At 75.0% G+C, this 18803-nt stretch carries 19 protein-coding genes; 13 read left to right on the top strand and 6 right to left on the bottom strand.

Annotated features, from left to right (window positions below; genetic code table 11):
* Positions 1–4: 4 nt before the first annotated feature.
* The gene (locus tag JIG38_RS12885; protein ID WP_199424219.1) at positions 5–694 is read left to right on the top strand and encodes a thymidine kinase; all 690 of its coding nucleotides are present in this window, start codon (positions 5–7) and stop codon (positions 692–694) included.
* A 37-nt stretch (positions 695–731) separates the two neighbouring features.
* Here the strand turns inward: JIG38_RS12885 and sepH are convergent, their stop codons facing one another.
* Entirely contained in the window at positions 732–1883 is a 1152-nt protein-coding gene (gene sepH / locus JIG38_RS12880) for a septation protein SepH (protein WP_199424218.1), read from the bottom strand.
* A 108-nt stretch (positions 1884–1991) separates the two neighbouring features.
* Between sepH and JIG38_RS12875 the strand changes: the two genes are divergently transcribed.
* Both JIG38_RS12875 and JIG38_RS12870 read left to right on the top strand, forming a co-directional pair.
* Positions 1992–2837 (top strand): inositol monophosphatase family protein, encoded by an 846-nt coding sequence (locus JIG38_RS12875; protein WP_199424217.1) that lies wholly within the window; start codon positions 1992–1994, stop codon positions 2835–2837.
* A 260-nt stretch (positions 2838–3097) separates the two neighbouring features.
* Positions 3098–3397, top strand: a complete 300-nt coding sequence (locus JIG38_RS12870; protein ID WP_199424216.1) for a DUF4193 domain-containing protein — start codon at positions 3098–3100, stop codon at positions 3395–3397.
* Here JIG38_RS12870 and JIG38_RS12865 read toward each other — a convergent pair.
* A complete protein-coding gene (locus tag JIG38_RS12865) occupies positions 3367–3861 on the bottom strand; it encodes a DUF3093 domain-containing protein (RefSeq protein WP_199424215.1) in 495 nt (164 codons plus the stop codon). The two genes, JIG38_RS12870 and JIG38_RS12865, sit on opposite strands and share 31 nt — an antisense overlap.
* On the opposite strand from JIG38_RS12865, the gene dut reads away from it, so the two are divergent.
* The 4 genes from dut to JIG38_RS12845 are packed head-to-tail and all read left to right on the top strand — an operon-like array spanning position 3860 to position 6332.
* Positions 3860–4387, top strand: coding sequence for a dUTP diphosphatase (gene dut / locus JIG38_RS12860; RefSeq protein ID WP_199424214.1), 528 nt, complete (start codon positions 3860–3862; stop codon positions 4385–4387). The genes JIG38_RS12865 and dut overlap by 2 nt on opposite strands.
* A 31-nt stretch (positions 4388–4418) precedes the next feature.
* Positions 4419–5165 carry a DUF3710 domain-containing protein gene (locus JIG38_RS12855; protein ID WP_307844897.1) on the top strand — a complete coding sequence of 249 codons (747 nt, stop codon included), beginning with the start codon at positions 4419–4421 and terminating at the stop codon, positions 5163–5165.
* Positions 5165–5575 carry an OB-fold nucleic acid binding domain-containing protein gene (locus tag JIG38_RS12850; RefSeq protein WP_199424213.1) on the top strand — a complete coding sequence of 137 codons (411 nt, stop codon included), beginning with the start codon at positions 5165–5167 and terminating at the stop codon, positions 5573–5575. Before JIG38_RS12855 ends, JIG38_RS12850 begins: the two co-directional genes overlap by 1 nt.
* Complete coding sequence (locus JIG38_RS12845; protein WP_307844896.1) at positions 5568–6332, top strand: DUF3159 domain-containing protein; 765 nt, start codon at positions 5568–5570, stop codon at positions 6330–6332. Before JIG38_RS12850 ends, JIG38_RS12845 begins: the two co-directional genes overlap by 8 nt.
* On the opposite strand, the gene JIG38_RS12840 is transcribed toward JIG38_RS12845, so the two are convergent.
* Both JIG38_RS12840 and JIG38_RS12835 read right to left on the bottom strand, forming a co-directional pair.
* Entirely contained in the window at positions 6259–6933 is a 675-nt protein-coding gene (locus tag JIG38_RS12840) for a potassium channel family protein (RefSeq protein ID WP_199424212.1), read from the bottom strand. The genes JIG38_RS12845 and JIG38_RS12840 overlap by 74 nt on opposite strands.
* Positions 6933–7583 carry a potassium channel family protein gene (locus JIG38_RS12835; RefSeq protein WP_233404959.1) on the bottom strand — a complete coding sequence of 217 codons (651 nt, stop codon included), beginning with the start codon at positions 7581–7583 and terminating at the stop codon, positions 6933–6935. Before JIG38_RS12835 ends, JIG38_RS12840 begins: the two co-directional genes overlap by 1 nt.
* A 79-nt stretch (positions 7584–7662) precedes the next feature.
* Here JIG38_RS12835 and JIG38_RS12830 point away from each other — a divergent pair, with 79 nt between their 5' ends.
* The 5 genes from JIG38_RS12830 (at position 7663) to JIG38_RS12810 (ending at position 14879) form a co-directional block, all read left to right on the top strand.
* Entirely contained in the window at positions 7663–9645 is a 1983-nt protein-coding gene (locus JIG38_RS12830) for an APC family permease (protein ID WP_199424210.1), read from the top strand.
* Positions 9642–11039, top strand: coding sequence for a class I SAM-dependent RNA methyltransferase (locus tag JIG38_RS12825; RefSeq protein WP_443592158.1), 1398 nt, complete (start codon positions 9642–9644; stop codon positions 11037–11039). Before JIG38_RS12830 ends, JIG38_RS12825 begins: the two co-directional genes overlap by 4 nt.
* 161 nt (positions 11040–11200) lie before the next feature.
* Positions 11201–14011, top strand: coding sequence for an aconitate hydratase (locus JIG38_RS12820; protein ID WP_199424209.1), 2811 nt, complete (start codon positions 11201–11203; stop codon positions 14009–14011).
* A 99-nt stretch (positions 14012–14110) separates the two neighbouring features.
* The gene (locus JIG38_RS12815; protein ID WP_199424208.1) at positions 14111–14536 is read left to right on the top strand and encodes a DUF1801 domain-containing protein; all 426 of its coding nucleotides are present in this window, start codon (positions 14111–14113) and stop codon (positions 14534–14536) included.
* A gap of 25 nt (positions 14537–14561) precedes the next feature.
* The gene (locus tag JIG38_RS12810) at positions 14562–14879 is read left to right on the top strand and encodes a hypothetical protein (RefSeq protein WP_199424207.1); all 318 of its coding nucleotides are present in this window, start codon (positions 14562–14564) and stop codon (positions 14877–14879) included.
* 51 nt (positions 14880–14930) lie between these two features.
* Here JIG38_RS12810 and JIG38_RS12805 read toward each other — a convergent pair whose 3' ends face one another.
* Positions 14931–15614, bottom strand: a complete 684-nt coding sequence (locus JIG38_RS12805) for a type 1 glutamine amidotransferase (protein ID WP_199424206.1) — start codon at positions 15612–15614, stop codon at positions 14931–14933.
* A gap of 798 nt (positions 15615–16412) precedes the next feature.
* On the opposite strand from JIG38_RS12805, the gene JIG38_RS12800 reads away from it, so the two are divergent.
* Positions 16413–17813, top strand: coding sequence for an HNH endonuclease signature motif containing protein (locus tag JIG38_RS12800; RefSeq protein ID WP_199424205.1), 1401 nt, complete (start codon positions 16413–16415; stop codon positions 17811–17813).
* Positions 17814–17985: 172 nt separating this feature from the next.
* On the opposite strand, the gene JIG38_RS12795 is transcribed toward JIG38_RS12800, so the two are convergent.
* Complete coding sequence (locus JIG38_RS12795) at positions 17986–18624, bottom strand: NUDIX hydrolase (RefSeq protein WP_199424278.1); 639 nt, start codon at positions 18622–18624, stop codon at positions 17986–17988.
* Positions 18625–18803 lie beyond the last annotated feature (179 nt).

Genomic DNA, 18803 nt, shown 5'->3' with positions numbered 1-18803 from the left:
ACTCATGGCGGAGCTCGTCTTCTTCAGCGGGACCATGGACTGCGGCAAGTCCACGCTCGCGCTGCAGCTCGACCACAACCACGCGGCGCGCGGGCGTGGCGGGGTCGTCTACACACGCGACGACCGCGCCGGGACGGACGTCCTCTCCTCGCGCCTCGGCCTGCGGCACGCCGCGGTCGAGGTGCACGACACCACAGACTTCTGGGACGACGTCGTCCAGCGGCGCAGCCGGGGCGAGCGCGTCGACTACGTGGTGTGCGACGAGGCGCAGTTCTACTCGCCGCAGCAGGTCGAGCAGCTCGCCCAGCTGGTCGACGAGCTCGGCGTCGACGTGTTCGCCTTCGGCATCACCGCCGACTTCCGCACGCGCCTGTTCCCCGGCTCCGCGCGGCTCATCGAGCTCGCGGACCGCGTCGAGGTGCTCCAGGTCCAGTCCCTGTGCTGGTGCGGAGCCCGCGCGACGCACAACGCGCGCACGGTCGACGGGGTGATGGTCGTCGAGGGCGAGCAGGTCGTCGTGGGCGACACGAACCGGCCCTCGGCCGACGGTGAGGCGCGCCGCGCGCCGACGGTCGCGTACGAGGTCCTGTGCCGGCGCCACCACCTGCGGCGGATGACGAGCGCGGCGGCCCGCGCGACCGCGACGGCCCCGGACACGCTCCCGCTCGAGGCGCTCGGCTCCACGCGGTCCTGAGGAGCCCGGCGCGCCTGAGGGGCGCCGTCCCGAGCGGCTACTCCGGCTTGGCGCCGAAGACGATCTCGTCCCAGCTGGGCACGCTCGCGCGCCCCCGCCGGACGCGGCGCGCCAGGGGTGGCGGGACGTCCTCCGCGGCCTCGGCGGTGTCGGTGACGTCGGCGGTGTCGGTGGCCTCGTCGGGCGCGGTGGCACCGGACGCGCCGTCGGCCCCGGCGGACGACCCGGCGGATGCGGTGCGCCGGGCTCCGGCGGGGAGCTCGAGGACCTGCGCGTCGGTCGCGAGGTCCGGTCGCGAGGCCGGCGGGTGCGCCGCGGGCACGGGGCCGGACGTGGTGGCACCGGGGTGGTCGAAGTCGAACGCGTGCTGGGGGCCGAAGCCCTCGAACTCCTCGCCGTCGTCGTCCGCGTCGTCGTCCCCGTCCGCGGCGACGGGCTGGCGGACGCCGCGCCGGTCGCTGAGGTCGTCGAGCAGGGCCTGCGTCGCGTCGGGCGCGGGCTGGGCCGGCGGGTCGGCCGGGAGGTCGACGGAGGCGAGGAGCGGGCGCAGGGCCGCGTCCACCTCGACGTCGAACACGCCGCCCGGGACGGCGGCGAGGTGCCGGCGGGGGATGGGCCCCTCTGCGAGCTCGGTCTCCGACAGCCACCGCGCCTCGTCGTCGACGGCGCGCAGCGTGCGGGTGGCGGTCTCGAAGGTCCACCGCGCCGAGCGCGTCGCGCCCGCGGCGTCGAAGGCGACCTCGACCGTCCACGGCCCGGCGCCACCCCGGAAGGCGTCCCAGCGCAGCGACGTGCCGTCGACGCCGCGGGTCGCGAGGCGGTCGGTCACCAGGTCACCGAGCACCGGCGCACCCGGGTCGTGGCCGATGCGCGTGCCGCGCGCCTGGGTCGCGACGTGCTCGCGCTCGGCGAGGACGGGCCCCTCGTAGCGGCGCACCATGGCGACCGGCATCCCGGACTCCTCGGCGACCTCGTCGGCCGTCGCGCCCGCCCGGATCCGCGCCTGGATCTCGCGGGGCGGCACGACGCCGCGCTGCTCGGCCCGCACCTGCTCCAGCTGCGGCCGGTCCCGGCGGACCGCGGCGCGCAGGGCGTCGTCGATCGGCAGGGAGAAGCGCTGGCCGTCGGGCCCTTCCAGGACGACGTGCTCGCCGTCGTCGTGCAGTCCCACCAGTCGCAGCTCGCTCATGGCACCTCCCGGACCGAGCCTGCCACCTGCCGGACGCGTCCGCGTGGAGGCGGCCCGGTGTGCCGCCCGGCGGCCCGGACGGGGGCCGCGCCGGGAGAGGATGGCGGGGTGAGCCTCGCACCCCAGGACCTGCCCGCCGACGAGCTCGCGCGGCTCGGCGCCCTCGCCGAACGCCTCGCGCGCGAGGCGGGCGCGCTCGTGCGCGACGGGCGCCCGCGCCGCGTCGACGTCGCCGCGACCAAGACGAGCCCCATCGACGTCGTCACCGCGATGGACCTCGCGTCCGAGGCCCTGCTGCGGCGCGTGCTCCACGAGGAGCGCCCGGACGACGGGATCCTCGGCGAGGAGGAGGGGCACGCCGCGGGGACGACCGGGGTGACGTGGGTCGTGGACCCGATCGACGGCACGGTCAACTACCTCTACGGCATCCCGGCGTACGCGGTGAGCGTCGCGGCCGTGACGGGGCCGCCCGTCCCCGGCGAGTGGACCGTCCAGGCGGCGTGCGTGCACGCCGTCGCCGACGGCCGGACGTGGACCGCGGTGCGCGGAGGCGGCGCGTTCCTCGACGGCGAGCGGCTCGCGGTCAACCCGCCCGCGCCGCTCGCGGCCTCGCTCGTCGGGACGGGGTTCGGGTACACGGTCGAGCGCCGCCGCGCGCAGGGGCGCGTCGTGGCGGCCCTGCTGCCCCGGGTGCGCGACATCCGCCGCATCGGGTCGGCGGCCATGGACCTGTGCACGCTCGCGAACGGCGGGCTCGACGCCTACTTCGAGCGCGGGCTCGCGCCGTGGGACCTGGCCGCTGCCTCGCTCGTGGCGCAGGAGGCGGGCGCGGTCGTCACAGGGCTCCGCGGCGCCGCCGCCGGCACGGCCATGACGGTCGCCGGCCCGGCCGCGACGGTGGCGACGCTCGTGGCGCTGCTCGAGGAGCTCGACGCGGACGACGACGCCCCCTGAGGCGGGCGCATCCGGCACCGCGGAGGAGGCCTCGTCGCGCGGGTTCCGTGATCAGCCGCGCGGGTTCCGAGATCACCCTGTGACCTGCGTCGCTCCCGGTGCGAGGGCAGGCCCCGCGCTGGTCGCGCCGGGCGCCCGGATAGGGCACAATCCCCTCGCCGAGCGGCTCCGGGAACAACCGGCGTGCGTCGTGCATTGAGTACGTACCGGCGCCGGCGCGACCGCGCGGCGCGAGAGCGACACGGAGTGTGGAACGCCTGATGGCAACCGATTACGACGCCCCTCGCAAGACCGAGGAAGACCTCTCCGAGGACTCGCTCCAGGAGCTGCAGGCCCGCCGTTCCGACAAGAACTCCGGTGTCGTCGACGAGGACGAGACGGAGGCTGCCGAGGGCTTCGAGCTCCCGGGCGCCGACCTGTCGGGCGAGGAGCTCTCCGTCCGGGTGCTGCCGCGCCAGGCCGACGAGTTCACGTGCTCGAGCTGCTTCCTGGTCCACCACCGCAGCCAGCTGGCGAGCGAGAAGAACGGTCAGCCGATCTGCTCGGAGTGCGCTGCCTGACCTGATCGACGCGCCGCCTCGACGGCGGCGAGCAGGGCCGCCGGCCGCCGCGTGGACACGAGCCACGCGGGGGTCGGGTCCTGCGGGTCGTCGACGACGACCTCCACGGCCCCGGGGATCCAGGAGCGCAGGCACGCGAACGTGCGGGCGTCGGACCCGGGGCCGAGGCGCGCCCGGACGCCTGCCCGGTCGAGGACCGACCCGGCGCCGAGGAGGGTGACCGGGATGTGCGCGGCCCCCGCGCGGAGCTCGCCGTCGGCGACCTCGACCCTCGCGCTCGTGCGCACCGCGACGACGAGCGCGACCACGAGCGAGACGAGCGCCGCGACGACGGCGACGTCGACGCGCACGGGCAGGAGCGCGATGAGCACGAGCACCGCGAAGCCGACGACGAACGACCAGCCCAGCGGTCCCGGCCACAGCCGCTCGCGGTAGGACCCGTCGGGGCGGGGGGAGGGCGCCATGCCCCCATCCTCCCAGGCCGCGCTAGGGTCGGGCGCCGTGGACCCTCAGCAGGGCGCCGTCGAGGTGCTGCTCGTGATGCTCGACCCGGACCTTCCCGAGCCGGCCTACGCCCATCCGGGTGACGCGGGCGCGGACCTCGTGGCGCGCGTCGACGTCGAGCTGCCGCCCCTCGGCCGGGCGACCGTGCCGACCGGCGTGAGCATCGCGCTGCCCGACGGCTGGGCGGCCTTCGTCCACCCGCGCTCGGGGCTCGCGCGCGACCACGGGGTGACGATCGTCAACGCGCCGGGCACCGTCGACGCCGGCTACCGCGGCGAGATCCAGGTGACGCTGCTCAACACGGACGCGACCACACCCGTGCGCCTGCACCGCGGCGACCGGATCGCACAGCTCGTCGTGCAGCGCGTCGGCCGCGCGCGGTTCGTGCGCGCCGAGCGCCTGCCCGGGTCGCACCGCGGCGCGAACGGGTTCGGCTCGACCGGCGGGCACCGCGCGGCGTCCGCGGACGGCGTAGCCGCCGAGTAGGAGCCGCCGCGTCCGGCGTCTAGTGTCGGAGGTGACAGCACTCGGTCAGATGGAGGCAGTTCGCGTGGGTGTGTTCCGGCGGGGCAAGCGGTCCGACGTGGAGCCGGAGGTCGCCGACGACCTCGACGCCCCGGTCGACGCCGGGGGAGCGACCACCCGCGAGCGCGGGCCCTGGGACGTGAGCGAGGTCGCCGAGCGCGGCCGCCGGATCGACCTCGGCGCGCTCTGGCTGCCCGGGCGCGACGGCATGGAGCTGCGCATGGAGATCGAGAAGACCTCGAAGATCGTCAGCGCCGCGGCCGTGTCGCTGCGCGGCTCGGCGCTCCAGCTCCAGGTCTTCGCCGCCCCGCGCACCGAGGGCGTGTGGGACGACATCCGCGCCGAGATCGCCGAGTCCGTCGCGAAGCAGGGTGGCTCGGCCGACGACGTCCCCGGGCCGTTCGGCCGCGAGCTGCTCGCACGGCTGCCGGTCCGCACGGCCGAGGGCCGTACGGGTCACCGGCCGGCGCGCTTCATCGGCCACGACGGTCCGCGCTGGTTCCTGCGCGGCGTCGTCACGGGCCGCGCCGCGGTCGAGCCCCAGGAGGCGACCGACCTCGAGGACGTGTTCGCCGACGTCGTCGTCGTGCGCGGCTCGGAGCCGCGCGTGCCGCGCGACCTGCTGCCGCTGTCCATGCCCGGCCAGCGCTCGCCCGTGCTGCCCACCGTCCCCGGGGCCGTGACGGCACCCCCGCTCGACCCCCTGACCCGCGGCCCCGAGATCACCGAGGTGCACTGATGGTCGTCGACCGTCCCACCCGTCCGCGCCCCGCCGAGGGCGCCGGGCGGCTGCGGAGCGCGCTGCGGGGCCTCGTGGCCTCCCAGGCCGAGATCGAGGCCGTCGAGGAGCGCAAGGAGACGCTGCGGCGCGGCTGCTCCGCGGTCGACGAGCTCGAGGACCGGCGCCGCGCGCAGGTCTCGGGCGTGCTGCGCAGCGTGACGCTGCGACCGCGCACCACCGTGCCCGCGCTCGAGGCCGAGCTCTACGACGGCAGCGGCAGCATCCAGCTCGTGTGGCTCGGCCGCCGCAGCATCGCGGGCGTCGAGCCCGGGCGTCGCGTGCGGGTCGAGGGCCTGGTGTGCGTGCAGTCCGGTCGACGGACCATGTTCAACCCGCGCTACGAGCTCGTCCCGCGTCCCGGTGAGTGACCACCCCGCGCACGACCCCGCGCTCGACGACCCTGCGGTCGACGGCGCCGCGGTGGACGACGCCGCGGTGGGCGGACCCGCGCAGCAGCCTGCCCGGGGCGTGCGCGTGCTCGGAGAGGACGACTTCTCCTTCAGCGCCGCCGTCGGCGGGGTCCGCGGCCTCGTCGAGTCGACGCTGCCCGCGCTCGTGTTCGTCGTGGTGTTCGTGGCGACCCGCGAGCTCGTGCCGGCGCTCGTCGCGGCCCTCGCGCTCACCGCGGTCGCCGTCGTCGTGCGGCTCGTGCAGCGCACGCCCGCGACCCAGGCGTTCTCGGGCGCGATCGGCGTCGCGATCGGCGTCTTCTGGGCCTGGCGCACGGGCGACGCGGAGGACTACTTCGCGTGGGGCCTGTGGGTCAACGTCGCCTGGTGCCTGGGCGCGCTCGTCTCGATCCTCGCGCGGTGGCCGGCCGTCGGCGTCGTCGTGAGCCTCGTGCGGGGCCAGGACATGTCGTGGCGGACGGACCCCGACGCGGCCCCGCTGCGGCGCCGGTACGTCTGGGCCACGTGGCTGTGGGTCGCGCTCTTCGGCGCGCGCCTCGCCGTCCAGGTCCCGCTCTACCTCCAGGGGACCGACGCGGTCGGCTGGCTCGGGACGGCCAAGCTCGTCATGGGCGTGCCGCTGTTCGCGCTCGCCCTGTGGGTCACGTGGCTTCTGGTCGGCTCACCAGGAGCGCGTGGAGCTCGTCCAGGTCCGCGTCCGACCCCGCCACGATGAGCAGCTCGTCGCGGGCCTCGAGCGTGTCGTCGGGGCTCGGGGCGATCGGCGTCGTGCCGCGCACGACGGCGGCCAGGACCGTGTCGGGCGGCCAGACGACCTGACCGACGCGCACGCCGACGAGCGGCGACTCCTCGGGCAGCGTGACCTCGAGGATGTCGGCGCCCGACTGGTGGAACGTGAAGATCTTGACGAGGTCGCCGACGGCGACGGCCTCCTCGACCATCGCGGTCATGATGCGCGGCGTCGAGACGGCGACGTCGACACCCCACGCCTCGTCGAACATCCACTCGTTCTTCGGGTTGTTGACACGCGCGACCGTGCGGGGCACCCCGTACTCGGTCTTGGCGAGCAGGGACACGACGAGGTTGACCTTGTCGTCACCGGTCGCGGCGACGATGACGTCGCACTCGTCGGCCTTCGCCTGCGTGAGCGTCGACAGCTCGCACGCGTCGGCGAGCAGCCACTCGGCGTCCGCCACGGACGCGACACGCATCGCCGACGGCTGCTTGTCGATGAGCGTGACCTCGTGCTCGGCCGCGATGAGCTCGGTCGCGATGGACCGGCCGACCGAGCCGGCACCGGCGATGACGACCCTCATCACTCCACCTCCGGGGGAACGCGCGTCAGGGTCCGCTCGACCTTGGCGAGGTCGGTGGCCATGACGAGCACGTGGACGACGTCGTTCTCCTGGAGCACCGAGGTGGGCCCGGGCAGCACGCCGTCGCCGTACCGGGTGAGGTAGGCGATGCGCGCGCCGGTCGCGGCCTCGAGCTGCGTGAGCGGGCGCCCCACCCAGCCGGGGTGGACGTCCATCTGGGCCATGAGCACCTGGCCGGACGCGTCGCGGTACTCGTCCGTCGCGCCCATCGGGAGCATGCGGCGCAGCACCTGGTCGGCGGTCCAGCGGACCGTCGCGACGGTCGGGATGCCGAGGCGCTGGTAGATCTCCGCCCGGTGGGGGTCGTAGATCCGCGCCACGACGTTGCCGACCCCGTAGGTCTCGCGCACGACGCGCGCCGCGAGGATGTTCGAGTTGTCGCCGTCCGAGACGGCCGCGAACGCGTAGGCGTCCTCGACGCCGGCCTGGACGAGCGTCTGGCGGTCGAAGCCGAGGCCCGTGACCCGCTTGCCCGAGAAGCCCTGGTCCAGCCGCCGGAACGCGTCCGGGTTCTGGTCGATCACGGCGACGGAGTGGCCGCGTCCCTCGAGCGACTGGGCGAGGGTCGCACCGACCCGGCCGCAGCCCATGATGACGAAGTGCACAGGGGCTGACGCTACAGCCTCGTGCGCGCGTCGGTGTCGTGGGCGGGGCCTAGCATGGTGCCTCGTGTCGGATGTCGCGGATGCCGCAAAGCGACTGTTGCTCGGACGGCCGGTCCGCAGCGACCGGCTCGGCCACACCCTCCTGCCGAAGCGCATCGCGCTGCCGGTGTTCGCGTCGGACGCGCTGTCGTCCGTCGCGTACGCCCCCGACGAGATCCTGCTGACGCTCGCGATCGCGGGCCTCGGCGCGACCCTGCTGTCGCCGTGGGTCGGCCTCGCCGTCGTGCTCGTGCTCGTCGTGGTCGTGACGTCGTACCGGCAGAACGTCCACGCCTACCCCTCGGGCGGCGGCGACTACGAGGTCGCGACGGTCAACCTCGGGCCGCGCGCGGGCGTCTCCGTCGCGAGCGCGCTGCTCGTCGACTACGTGCTCACGGTGGCGGTGTCCATCTCCTCGGGCGCCCAGTACGCGGCGTCGGCCATCCCGGCGCTGCGCGGCCACGAGGTGATCGTCGCGGTGGCCGTCGTGCTCCTGCTCGCGCTCATCAACCTGCGTGGCGTGAAGGAGTCGGGGACCGCGTTCGCGATCCCGACCTACCTGTTCATGGCCGCGCTCGGCGCGATCGCCGTCGTCGGTGCCGTGCGCTTCTTCGCCGGGACGCTGCCGCTGGCCGAGACCTCCGAGCTCGAGGTGCTCGCCGAGTCGGGGTACGAGCAGGGCCTCATGGGCCTGGGCGGGGCGCTGCTCGTCCTGCGGGCGTTCGCGTCCGGCAGCGCGGCGCTCACCGGCGTCGAGGCGATCAGCAACGGCGTGCCGGCGTTCCGGAAGCCGAAGAGCCGCAACGCCGCCACGACGCTCCTCATGCTGGGCTGCCTGTCGACGTTCTTCATCATGTCGATCCTGCTGCTCGCGCGGGCGACCGAGGTGCACTACGTCGAGTTCCCGGCCGAGCAGCTGCTGCGCGACGGCGTGCCCGTGGGCGAGGAGTACGTCCAGCACCCCGTGATCGTCCAGCTGTCGGAGACGGTGTTCGCCGGGATGACGCCGGTGATCGTCTTCATCGCCGCCGTGACGGGCCTCATCCTCGTGCTCGCGGCGAACACGGCGTTCAACGGCTTCCCCGTGCTCGGCTCGATCCTCGCGCGCGACGGGTTCCTGCCGCGCCAGCTGCACACGCGCGGGGACCGCCTGGCCTTCTCCAACGGCATCCTCACGCTGGCCGCGGGCGCCATCGTCCTCATCTGGGCGTTCGACGCGCAGGTCACGCGGCTCATCCAGCTGTACATCGTCGGCGTGTTCGTCTCGTTCACCCTGAGCCAGCTCGGCATGGTGCGGCACTGGAACCGGGAGCTGCGCACCGAGCACGACGCGCGGGCCCGCGTGCGCATGGTCCGCTCGCGCACCATCAACGCCATCGGGCTCGCCCTCACCGGCACCGTGCTCGTCGTCGTGCTCATCACCAAGTTCACGCGCGGCGCCTGGATCGCGATCCTCGCCATGGCCGTCGTCTACGCCCTCATGCAGGCGATCCGGCGGCACTACGACGCCGTGCACGAGGAGCTGGCGCTCGGCGACGACCCGGCCGCGGCGCGCGCGCTGCCGAGCCGCGTGCACGCCATCGTCCTCGTCTCGCGGCTGCACAAGCCCACGATGCGCGCGATCGCCTACGCGCGGGCGTCGCGCCCCTCGGTGCTCGAGGCCGTCACGGTGAGCGTCGACCCGCAGGACGTCGAGGCGATGCGCGAGCAGTGGGAGCGGCTCGAGCTGCCCGTCGCCCTCAAGGTGCTGGACTCGCCCTTCCGCGAGATCACCCGCCCGATCCTCGGCTACGTGAAGTCCATCCGGCGGGAGAGCCCGCGGGACCTCGTCGTCGTCTACATCCCCGAGTACGTCGTGGGCCACTGGTGGGAGCACCTCTTGCACAACCAGAGCGCGCTGCGCCTCAAGGGCCGTCTGCTCTTTACCCCGGGCGTCGTCGTGGCGTCCGTGCCGTGGCAGCTCGAGTCGTCCGTCGCGGCCGCGGCGCAGCTCAAGGGCAAGCCGTGACCGCGGGCGAGGGCGGCGGCCGTCCCGACCGGCGTCGCCGCGGTCGCCCGGGCGGACCGGTGCGCCCCTCGCGTCCGGCCCGGCCGGCGGCGCCCGAGGGTGCCGCTCGACCCTCGCGTCCCGGCCGTCCCGCGCCGCGCCGCGGCCCCGCGCCCGGCGAGCACGACGGCGAGGTCGTCGAGCTCGAGGTCGGCGCCGTCGCGCACGGTGGCATCTGCGTCGCGCGGCACGAGGGCCGCGTCGTGTTCGTGCGGCACTCGCTGCCCGGCGAGCGCGTCCTGGCCCGGCTCACGGACGCGCGGGAGGGCGCGCGCTTCTGGCGCGCCGACGCGGTGGAGGTGCTCGAGGCGAGCCCCGACCGGGTCCCGCTCGCGTGGCCCGACGCCGGCCCGGGCGGCGTCGGCGGCGCGGACCTCCAGCACGTCGCGCTGCCCGCGCAGCGACGGTGGAAGGCCGACGTCGTCGCCGAGCAGCTGCGCCGGCTCGCGCACGTCGAGCGGGACGTCGTCGTCGAGCCGGCCCCGGGCGACGACGTGGGGGACGCCCCCGGCTGGGGCTGGCGCACCCGGATCGAGCTCGTGGCCGACCACGACGGCCGGGCCGGCATGCACCGCACGCGCTCGCACGACGTCGCCGCGCTCGAGGACATGCCCCTGGCCGTGGGTGCGCTGCGCGAGCTGGGCCTGTTCAGCCGGCGCTGGCCCCCGGGCGCCCGGATCACCGCGGTCGCACCGGTCGGCGGCGACCGCCCGCTCGTGCTGGTCGACGGCGTGCCGTGGGGCGACAAAGGGCCGGACCGGCGCCCCAACGCGCGCACCGCGGTGCGCGAGCGTGCCGAGGTCGCGGGCCGCCACCTCGCGTGGCGCGTCGCCGGCGACGGCTTCTGGCAGGTCCACCGCTCGGCGCCGACGGTGCTCGCGAACGCCGTCGTCGACGCGGTCGGCGAGCGGGCCGGCGGGACCGTCGTGGACCTGTACTCGGGCGCGGGGCTCCTGACCCTGCCGCTCGCGCACGTCGTGGGCGAGCGCGGACGCGTCGTGGCGGTCGAGGGCGACCCCCGGGCCGTGCGGGACGCGCGGCGCAACGTCCACGAGCACCCCCAGGTCGACCTGCACGAGGGCGGCGTCGCCGAGGTGCTCGAGGCCGGTGCCGTCGCGCGCGCCGACGTCGTGGTGCTCGACCCGCCGCGCGTGGGCGCCGGACGCGACGTCGTCGGCCGCATCGCCGCGCTCGGCGCCGAGCGGGTGGTGTACGTCGCGTGCGACCCCGCCGCGCTCGCGCGCGACGTGGCCTACCTCGCCGACCACGGGTACGCGCTCGGCGGGCTGCGCGCGCTCGACCTGTTCCCGATGACGCACCACGTCGAGTGCGTGGCGGTGCTCGACCGGACGTGAGGCGACCGCTAAGATATCTTGATGTCGAGATATCTCGCGGGCGCGACGGCGGATAGCCTGCCCGGAGAGGTCTGCGGACGTCCGCGGCCGGGTCCACGACCCGCCGCAACCCCTGCCGGCGAACGCCGTCCCGCGGGGGAAGAACCACGAAGGAGCGCACCGTGAGCAGCGTCGACACGTTCGGGTCCCAGGGCACCCTGGAGGTCGGGGGAGCCTCGTACGAGATCTACCGCCTCGCGGCGGTGCCGGGCCTCGAGCGCCTCCCGTACAGCCTCAAGGTGCTCGCGGAGAACCTCCTGCGCACCGAGGACGGCGCCAACATCACGGCCGACCACGTGCGCGCGTTCGCGTCGTGGGACCCGGCGGCCGAGCCGAGCACCGAGATCCAGTTCACGCCCGGTCGCGTGGTCATGCAGGACTTCACGGGCGTGCCGTGCGTCGTCGACCTCGCCACGATGCGCGAGGCCGTCGCCGAGCTGGGCGGCGACCCGGCCCGCATCAACCCCCTGGCGCCCGCCGAGCTCGTCATCGACCACTCGGTCCAGATCGACGTCGCGGGGCGACGCGACGCCTTCGAGCGCAACGTCGAGCTCGAGTACCAGCGCAACTTCGAGCGCTACCAGTTCCTGCGCTGGGGCCAGACGGCGTTCGACGACTTCAAGGTGGTCCCGCCCGGCACCGGCATCGTGCACCAGGTCAACATCGAGTACCTGGCCCGCGTCGTGATGACGCGCGAGGTCGGGGGCGTCCTGCGCGCCTACCCCGACACGTGCGTGGGCACCGACTCGCACACGACGATGGTCAACGGCCTCGGCGTGCTCGGCTGGGGCGTGGGCGGCATCGAGGCCGAGGCCGCGATGCTCGGCCAGCCCGTGTCGATGCTCATCCCGCGCGTCGTGGGCTTCAAGCTCTCGGGCGCCATCCCGCCCGGCGTGACCGCGACCGACGTCGTGCTGACCATCACCGAGCAGCTGCGCCAGCATGGCGTCGTGGGCAAGTTCGTCGAGTTCTACGGCGACGGCGTCGCCCAGGTCCCGCTCGCGAACCGCGCGACGATCGGCAACATGAGCCCGGAGTTCGGCTCGACCTGCGCGATCTTCCCGATCGACGACGTCACGCTCGACTACCTGCGGCTCACGGGCCGCAGCGACGACCAGGTCGCGCTCGTCGAGGCGTACGCCAAGGAGCAGGGCCTGTGGCACGACCCGTCGGTCGAGCCGGTCTTCTCCGAGTACCTCGAGCTGGACCTCTCGACCGTCGTGCCGTCGATCGCCGGGCCCAAGCGCCCGCAGGACCGGATCGAGCTCACGGACGCCAAGGAGTCCTTCGCGACGAGCATCCTCGACTACGTCGACGACGCCGCCCGCGCGGCCTTCACGGGCCTCGACGAGTCGGTGGCCGAGACGTTCCCGGCGTCCGACCCCATCGCCGCCGGCGAGCACGCGGACGGCTCCGACAAGCCGACCCACCCCGCGCACGGCGACAGCGCGCGCCGCCCGCACAAGCGCGTGCCCGTGACGCTCGCCGACGGCACCGAGACCGAGCTCGACCACGGCGCCGTCGTCATCGCGTCGATCACGTCGTGCACCAACACGTCCAACCCGTCGGTCATGCTCGCGGCCGCGCTGCTCGCGAAGAACGCCGTCGCCCACGGCCTGACCGCCAAGCCGTGGGTCAAGACGTCGATGGCGCCGGGCTCCAAGGTCGTCACCGACTACTACGAGAAGGCGGGGCTGTGGCCCTACCTCGAGAAGCTCGGCTTCCACCTCGTCGGGTACGGCTGCGCGACGTGCATCGGCAACTCGGGCCCGCTGCCCGACGAGGTCTCGCAGGCCGTCAACGAGCACGACCTGTCGGTCGTCTCCGTCCTCTCCGGCAACCGGAACTTCGAGGGCCGCATCAACCCCGACGTGAAGATGAACTACCTCGCATCGCCGCCGCTGGTCATCGCCTACGCGCTCGCGGGGACGATGGACTTCGACTTCGAGAACGAGCCGCTCGGCACCACGGAGCAGGGCGAGCCGGTGTTCCTGCGGGACATCTGGCCGGCGCCGGCGGAGGTCCAGGCGACCATCGACTCGTCGATCGACCGCGACATGTTCACGGCCGACTACGCCGACGTGTTCGCGGGCGACGAGCGCTGGCGCTCGCTGCCGACGCCCGAGGGCAGCACCTTCGCGTGGGACCCGCAGTCGACCTACGTGCGCAAGCCCCCGTACTTCGAGGGCATGGGCGCGACGCCCGAGCCCGTCGAGGACATCGCGGGCGCCCGCGTGCTCGCCAAGCTCGGCGACTCCGTGACGACCGACCACATCTCGCCGGCCGGCTCGATCAAGGCCGACAGCCCGGCGGGCGCCTACCTGGCGGAGCACGGCGTCGAGCGGCGCGACTTCAACTCCTACGGCTCGCGCCGCGGGAACCACGAGGTCATGATCCGCGGCACGTTCGCCAACATCCGGCTGCGCAACCAGCTGGTGCCGGGCGTCGAGGGCGGCTTCACCGTGAACCACCTCACGGGCGAGCAGACGACGATCTACGACGCGGCGCAGGCCTACGCGGAGGCCGGCGTGCCGCTCGTCATCCTCGGCGGCAAGGAGTACGGCTCGGGCTCGTCGCGCGACTGGGCGGCCAAGGGCACGCGCCTCCTCGGCGTGCGCGCCGTCATCGCGGAGAGCTTCGAGCGGATCCACCGGTCGAACCTCATCGGGATGGGCGTCCTGCCGCTGCAGTTCCCGGCGGGGGAGACGGCCGACTCGCTCGGCCTCGACGGCACCGAGACGTTCGACATCGCGGGCGTCACGGCGCTCAACGAGGGCACCACGCCGCGGACGCTCACGGTCCGGGCGACGAAGGCCGACGGCTCCGTCACCGAGATCGAGGCGGTCGTCCGGATCGACACGCCCGGCGAGGCCGACTACTACCGCAACGGCGGCATCCTGCAGTACGTGCTGCGCTCGCTCGTCGAGGCCTGACCGCCGCCGCGGACGGTCCCGCCCCGCACCGGGGCGGGACCGTTCCGCATCAGGGCGGGACCGTTCCGCGCCGCCGGGCCCGCGCGGCATACTCGCGCCATGGCCGATCAGCCGAACAAGACGCAGCCGACCGACGCGGACGTCGAGGCCTTCATCGAGCAGGTCGAGCCCGCCACGCGGCGGGAGGAGGCCTGGACGATGCTCGAGCTGATGAAGCGGGCGACGGGGCAGCCCCCGGTGCTCTGGGGGCCGTCGATCATCGGGTTCGGCAGCTACCACTACCGGTACGCGAGCGGCCGCGAGGGGGACGCGGGAGCCGCCGGCTTCTCGCCCCGCAAGGCCAGCACGACCGTGTACTTCCCGGACGGGTTCGCCGACTACGGCGACGACCTCGCCCGGCTGGGCCCGCACAGCACCAGCGTGTCGTGCCTGTACCTCAAGAAGCTCGACAAGGTCGACCTCGACGTGCTCGAGGGGATGGTCCGGCGCTCGTACCAGCGGGTGTCGTCAGGGACGTGGCCGTGAGGGCCCGCCGGCAGGAGGAGGATCAGTGGCAGGTTCGTCCACGATGACGGTCGAGGTGGCGCTGCCGCCCGAGCAGGCGGAGGCGGCCGTGTACCAGGCGTTCCTCCAGGCGGGCCTCGAGTCCGTCGCCGGGGGTGGCGGGGTCATGCGCGGGTCCGTCGGGATGAGCTGGGCCAGCTGGGGCGAGCAGGTGAGCGCGACGATCGGGCACGGCCCCCAGGGCGCCGTCGTGCAGCTGCACAGCCAGAGCGCGCTGCCCACGACGCTCATCGACTTCGGCCGCAACCGGAAGAACCTCGAGAAGGTCGTCGCGGCGATGCGCGGGCTGGCGCCGGTGGTCTGAGGCGCGCGGCGGCGCCGTGCCGGGCGCGCGTCGAGCCGCCACTGGCGGTCCTCAGGCGCGCGCGGCGACCGCGTCGGCGAACGCGGCGAAGCCCCGCGTCGCGGCGGGGACGAGCGTGCCCAGCACGCGCGTCGCCGACCCCATGACGTCGACGCGGTGGAGCGCGAGGTCGGTCGCCATCGTCGGCGTCGCGATCCAGCTGCGGAGCATCGTGGCGTCGACCTCGACGTGGAACTGTAGTCCGAGCGCGCTCCCGGCGCGGAACGCCTGGACGGGGGTGCGCCGCGTCGCGGCGAGCAGGGTGGCGCCCTCGGGGAGGTCGACGGCGTCGCTGTGCCAGTGGAGCACGTCGGGGCGCTCGCCCAGCGGCGCGAGGACCGGGTCGTGCGCGACGACGGCGACCGCGCCGAACCCGATCTCGGTGGCGTTCGCGCGATGCAGCGGCGCGCCGAGCGCCCGCGCGAGGAGCTGCATGCCGAGGCACACGCCGAGCACGGGCAGGTCGGCGTCCACGGCCTCGGCGATCAGCCGCCGTTCGGCGACGAGGCCGGGGTAGCGCTCGTCGTCGTCGGCGGCCATGGGGCCGCCCATGACGACGAGCCCCGCGAGGTCGCGGATCGCGGGCAGGTCGGGTGAGTCCTCGTCGAGCACGATCCGGGAGGTGCGGGGGTGCGAGCCCAGCGCCCGCGCGATGAGGCCCGGGCCCTCCCAGGGGGCGTGCTGGAGCACGAGCACGGGGCGCGTGCCCGCGGTGGGCCGGCGCGAGGGTGGCGCGGCAGAGAGCGACCGAGGCGTCGGGGCGGTGGGTGTCGGCCCTGCGGTCGGTCCCGGGACCGGTGGGAGCGGGGGCGGCGGGGGCACCGCGGCGGACGGAGGTGGCGGTGCCGTGCCCGACGCCGGCGGCGGGCTCTGCTCCTGCGGCGTGCCGGGTGCCGGAGGCGTGCCGGGTGCCGGTGGCAGGCTCCGCTCCTGCGGCGTGCCGGGTGCCGGAGGCAGGATCGGCGCCCGCGGCGTGGGCGACGTCGTGCTCTCCCAGGTCCGCGGGGGCGGTGTCCCGAGCGGCGTGGCGGGCAACGCTCGTGTCCCTGAGACCCGGCGCGCGCGGCGGCGCGATCGTCGGGGCGCGGGCACCGGTGACATGGGGCGAGCCTAGGGCGTGGCATCGGTCGGAGCGGTGAGGTCGGGACACATGGCGTGACCGGTCTGATGACAGGCCCTGGGCCCGGACGGGAAGCTCCGGGCCGACCTGCCGAGGGTGCCGTGGCCACATCCCGGGCGCAGGTCGTGTCGGTGGTCGGTCCTAGCGTGTCCGGTATGTCGAGTTCCGTGGTCGAGGCGCCGGTCGGGCGGGTGCGCGCTGGCGCGGCCGCGGCGTCCGACGGTGGCGCCGCGATCCGCGGAGCGGACGGCGTCCCGCTCTCCTGGGCGGAGCGTCATCCGTTGGCGGCGGCGTTGGACGCGATGGTGCCGGGTGTGGGGTTGGTGGAAATGCTGGCGGGGTGTGAGCCGGCGGATGTCGATGACGCGGCGCTGGTGGAGCTGGTCGCGGGGTGGGAGCGGGTCGTCTCGTGGGCGGTGGCGGGTCAGGCGGCGGCGCTGGCCGAGCTCGGTCGTCGTCGGCTCGGGGAGCGGGCGGAGTTCGTGGGCGACGAGGTCGCCGCTCGTCTGAACGTGACGCGTGCGGTCGCGGAGGGGAAGGTCGCGCTCGCGATCGGTCTGGACCGGGTCCCGGTGGTCGCCGACGCCCTGGCCGACGGGAGGCTGGATGTGCGGCGGGCGACGGTCCTGTCCGACGAGCTCGCGCGGGTCCCCGAGCACGTGGCACAGGACGTGGCGGCGGCGGTCGTGCCGCGAGCGGCCGAGTGCACGGCGCCGCAGTTGCGGCACCGCCTACGCCGGATGGAGCTGCTGCGGGACCCGGACGGAGCGGTCGTGCGGCACCGGCGGGCGTGCGACCAGCGACGGGTGGAGCTGAGCCCGGCGGCCGATGCGATGGCGTGGTTGTCGGCGTACCTGCCCGCGGTGGACGCGGTCGCGGTCCAGGCCACGCTCACCGCCCTGGCCCGGGACGTGGCGCCGGAGGAGGGGGACCGCTTCGATGCCCGGACCTTGGATCAGCGCCGCGCCGACGCGCTGGTGGACCTGGCCACGCGGTGGTGGGACGCCGGGGTGCACCCCGACGGGCGTCCGCTGCGCACGGTGCAGGGTCGGGCGCCGCACCTGACGCTGACCGCGACCGCCGCGACGGTCCTGGGCCTGGAGGACCAGCCCGGCCTGCTCGACGGGTACGGGGTGATCCCCTCGAACCTGGTCCGGCGCCTGGCCGCGCGCTCGACCTGGGAGCCGCTGCTGGTCGACGCGGCCACCGGTGAGCCCCTGGCCCGCTCGACCCGCCGCTACGCCCCGACCCAGCCCCTGCGCGATGCGGTGACCGCCCGCGACCGCACCTGCACCTTCCCCGGCTGCCGCGTCCCGGCCACCCGCTGCGACATCGACCACATCGACCCCTTCAACCACGACCATCACGCAGCCGCCACAGACCCCGCCAGCGCCACAGACCCCGCCAGCGCGACGGACCCCGCGAGCACGTCCGGAACCGCGAGCCTCCCGGGTGCTACCGGCCCTACCGGCGCTGCGGGCGCTGCGGGTGCGGGCGTGGACCAGACGCGCCTGGACAACCTGCAGGCCCTGTGCCGCCACCACCACCGCGCCAAGACCCACGCCGGCTGGACCCCCGTCCGCGGGGCCGACGGCGCGACCGTCTGGACCGCCCCCACGGACCACCAGCACGTGCGACTGCCGGCGTGGCCAGACCCCGACCCTCCACCGCCCGAGATGCCTCCACCCGCCTGGATCGAAGACGAGCTCGGCAGGCGGGACGGGGAAAGCGGTCGTCCCCCGCCCGACGAGGAGCCGGAGGAGCCTCCCTTCTAGCGCCTGCAGCCGGTGTTAGCGGTGGCCGACCCGCGCGCGGTTGCCATGCGCGCGGGCAGGTGACCGGTGCAGGGCGCGTGGCTGCGCGTGGATGTGGCGCGCGTAGGTTCCACGGCGGCGCCCTGCGACCGTCGCAACCCTGTGGCGCGTCGCCGCCGGGCCGTACCTCGGATCAGCGGGGCGCGGCGACGGTGCGGTCGCGGTCCCAGGGCTCCGTCCAGCCGAGCGCGTCGAAGAGGCGGTCGAGCACGAGTGCGGTGAAGCCCCAGACCACGTGCGGGCCGACGAGGAACGCCGGGCTCACGTGGCGCACGGGCAGGCGGCCGCCGAAGGTCGCGGTCCTCCGGTTCGCGGGGTCGAGGAGGTCGGCGACGGGCGCGCGGAAGACATGCGCGGACTCGCCCCGGTCCACCACGGCCACGGGCGACGGGTCGGCCCACCACGCGAGGACCGGCGTCACGCGGTGGTTGCTCACGGGCACGGGCAGCTCACCGAGGGTGCCGAGCACCTCGACACCGCGAGGGTCGAGGCCGGTCTCCTCGACCGCCTCGCGGAGCGCGGCGGCCACGGGACCGTCGTCCCCGGCGTCGACCCGACCGCCCGGGAACGACACCTGGCCCGCGTGGTGCGCGAGCGACGCCGCACGGCCGACGAGCAGCACGTCGAGGTCCTCGGGGACCGCCGCCGAGCGGTGGTGAGCCGCAACGGCGTCGAGCGCCCCGAGGAGCACGAGCACCGCGGCCGGGCGCGCGGCGGGATCGGGGGCGGGCCAGCCCGGCCAGGTGACTCCCCGCGCACCGAGCGCCCGCAGCTGCGCGTGGGCGGGCCCGAGGGAGCCGCGACGCTCACCGGGCCGGGGCTCGTGCCCCGTCGCCCCGCCCGTCGTCGGCCCGCCCGTCGCCTCGCGCGCTGACGACGGCTCGGCGAGCCCGTCCGTGACCGGGGGATCGGCCGCGGCCGGTTCGCCCGACACCGGTCCGGTCACCGCTC

The organism is Actinotalea solisilvae (assembly GCF_016464425.1).
Lineage (GTDB): Bacteria > Actinomycetota > Actinomycetes > Actinomycetales > Cellulomonadaceae > Actinotalea > Actinotalea solisilvae.
This window is presented reverse-complemented; position numbering and strand designations above follow the sequence as displayed.

What these genes read in the sequence shown, in the direction of transcription:
- JIG38_RS12885 (WP_199424219.1), top strand. Translation starts at nt 5, where the DNA reads ATGGCGGAGCTCGTCTTCTTCAGCGGGACCATGGACTGCGGCAAGTCC.
- sepH (WP_199424218.1), bottom strand. Translation starts at nt 1,883, where the DNA reads ATGAGCGAGCTGCGACTGGTGGGACTGCACGACGACGGCGAGCACGTC.
- JIG38_RS12870 (WP_199424216.1), top strand. Translation starts at nt 3,098, where the DNA reads ATGGCAACCGATTACGACGCCCCTCGCAAGACCGAGGAAGACCTCTCC.
- dut (WP_199424214.1), top strand. Translation starts at nt 3,860, where the DNA reads ATGCCCCCATCCTCCCAGGCCGCGCTAGGGTCGGGCGCCGTGGACCCT.
- JIG38_RS12865 (WP_199424215.1), bottom strand. Translation starts at nt 3,861, where the DNA reads ATGGCGCCCTCCCCCCGCCCCGACGGGTCCTACCGCGAGCGGCTGTGG.
- JIG38_RS12850 (WP_199424213.1), top strand. Translation starts at nt 5,165, where the DNA reads ATGGTCGTCGACCGTCCCACCCGTCCGCGCCCCGCCGAGGGCGCCGGG.
- JIG38_RS12840 (WP_199424212.1), bottom strand. Translation starts at nt 6,933, where the DNA reads ATGAGGGTCGTCATCGCCGGTGCCGGCTCGGTCGGCCGGTCCATCGCG.
- JIG38_RS12835 (WP_233404959.1), bottom strand. Translation starts at nt 7,583, where the DNA reads ATGGGCTGCGGCCGGGTCGGTGCGACCCTCGCCCAGTCGCTCGAGGGA.
- JIG38_RS12815 (WP_199424208.1), top strand. Translation starts at nt 14,111, where the DNA reads ATGGCCGATCAGCCGAACAAGACGCAGCCGACCGACGCGGACGTCGAG.